3 protein-coding genes are annotated in these 1584 nt (G+C 55.7%); all 3 read left to right on the top strand.

Annotated features, from left to right (window positions below):
• On the top strand, positions 1–311 hold a 311-nt coding region (locus HWQ67_RS18050), incomplete at its 5' end, for a hypothetical protein (protein WP_218254083.1).
• Between the two features lie 67 nt (positions 312–378).
• Positions 379–654: a hypothetical protein gene (locus HWQ67_RS18045; protein WP_218254082.1), complete on the top strand. Its 276-nt coding sequence runs from the start codon at positions 379–381 to the stop codon at positions 652–654.
• 346 nt (positions 655–1000) lie between these two features.
• Positions 1001–1584, top strand: a 584-nt coding sequence (locus tag HWQ67_RS18040) for a GPW/gp25 family protein (protein WP_218254081.1), incomplete at its 3' end; no start/stop codon positions are given.

Raw genomic sequence — 1584 nt, 5'->3', positions numbered from 1 at the left:
TGGGGCGAGGGGGCTTGATGTCGGGGGGGGCCGAGACAATCAAGGTAGGCGGTTATAGGTCGGTCACCGTTGGAGGGCTACTCACTCACGATGTCGCCGGCGTGTATAGGTTGTATGCGGGGGTTTCGGCCTCTCAGTGGGCGCTGGGGATGCACGACATAAGATCATCCAGCCTGGTGCGGCTCATGGGCGGGACGGATCCATTCTTAACTCCCGTTCTCCTACCCGTGGCACTCGCGACCGGGGAGACATGCGAGGCGTGCGGAGGGGCGAAGTGCGTGGCTAGTGCAACGGTGTTTGCAACAGCCTGAGCCAATCTGAGACGGAATGAGCAGGCGGTGAAACAAAAAGCGGCAAAATGAAACGGAGCGGAACGATATGAAACACAGCATCGATGAGCACCTGGCGAACATACGGAAGAACATCCCTGGCATGAAAGCCTCGGACATACTGAAGCGCATGGCGTGTGAGGCCATTGATAAAAATTGCGAACGCTCAGAAAAGACTGGGCAGCCACTACTGCCGCTTGGAATGGATTGCCCTACGATTATGCAACAGGAGGACAAGTTCTCTCGTGATGTCATCGCTGTAGTGGGAGCCGTCCTCGATCTTGAGCTTAAAGATACTGGAAAGCCTGAAGGAAAGAAGGAATGACCTGTTCTGAGTGCTTGGCATGCGCGAATTGCGCGAGGGCATGGAAAGATTCGGCAGGACAGCCGGAGATGGTCTGCGTGAAGTGTACCCGATACCAGAGATGTGAAAGGGAGTGGAAGGGCACGCCGAATGCGGAATGTTTTATCTCTCTGAAAAACAAGTGCTTCATTCTCGGTCCCGATAACTGGGGCAAATGCTCAGGGTGTGGAGCGATGAGACCGAAGGAGCAGGCTGGGCGGCACTCTTGCGATCTCTGCGGCCATAGGGAAGCGATGACGGCCGCGATGTGGGACGAGACGGTAACGGTGACTGGAAACCATCAGGCAGTCGTGATGGAGAACATCTCATGACGGATTATCCGATGCAGGGACGGTTTATGCCGAACCCCGTGCTCGGCAAGGGGATGAAGTTTCCCTACGAGGTCACGCCGGAGGGAGGGGTTGCAGTGGCGGAGGGCGAGGAGCTCATCAACGCTGCGATCTGGCAGGTACTCGGGACTCGGTGCGCAGTCGGGGACACGCCGGGGGAGGACGAGACTTTGCCAACATTCGGATCCCAAATTTCTGCATGTCTCTATCTCAAGATCGGGCCGCAGACGAAGCCGCTCATTATGGCATACGTGATCAATGCGATAAAGACATGGATCAGGCAGGTCGAGATCGGCGAGGTGAGGTTCCTCTCTGATGCGCTTGACGACATGGGCAACTCCGACAATTTCGACGCGCTGGAGGATATTGAGAAGGGAATCGAGAGGGTGAACATATCATATACGATCCTCGCCACGCAGCAGCCGGGGAACTGCGTCTATCCGTTCTATTTGGATAATGATCTCAGGATCATGGGCTACGGCGAGGACTATTGCAGGGGGGAAATAATATGGCTCAACAATACACCCATAGGGCGGATGCATTACCACAGATCGCATACACC

The organism is Candidatus Magnetobacterium casense, assembly GCF_019173545.1.
GTDB lineage: Bacteria > Nitrospirota > Thermodesulfovibrionia > Thermodesulfovibrionales > Magnetobacteriaceae > Magnetobacterium > Magnetobacterium cryptolimnobacter.
Note: the sequence above shows the minus strand (reverse complement) of the source record. Positions and strands in the feature narration are given on the sequence as shown.

Coding starts and splice junctions, on each gene's coding strand:
- HWQ67_RS18045 (WP_218254082.1), top strand. CDS start 379: ATGAAACACAGCATCGATGAGCACCTGGCGAACATACGGAAGAACATC.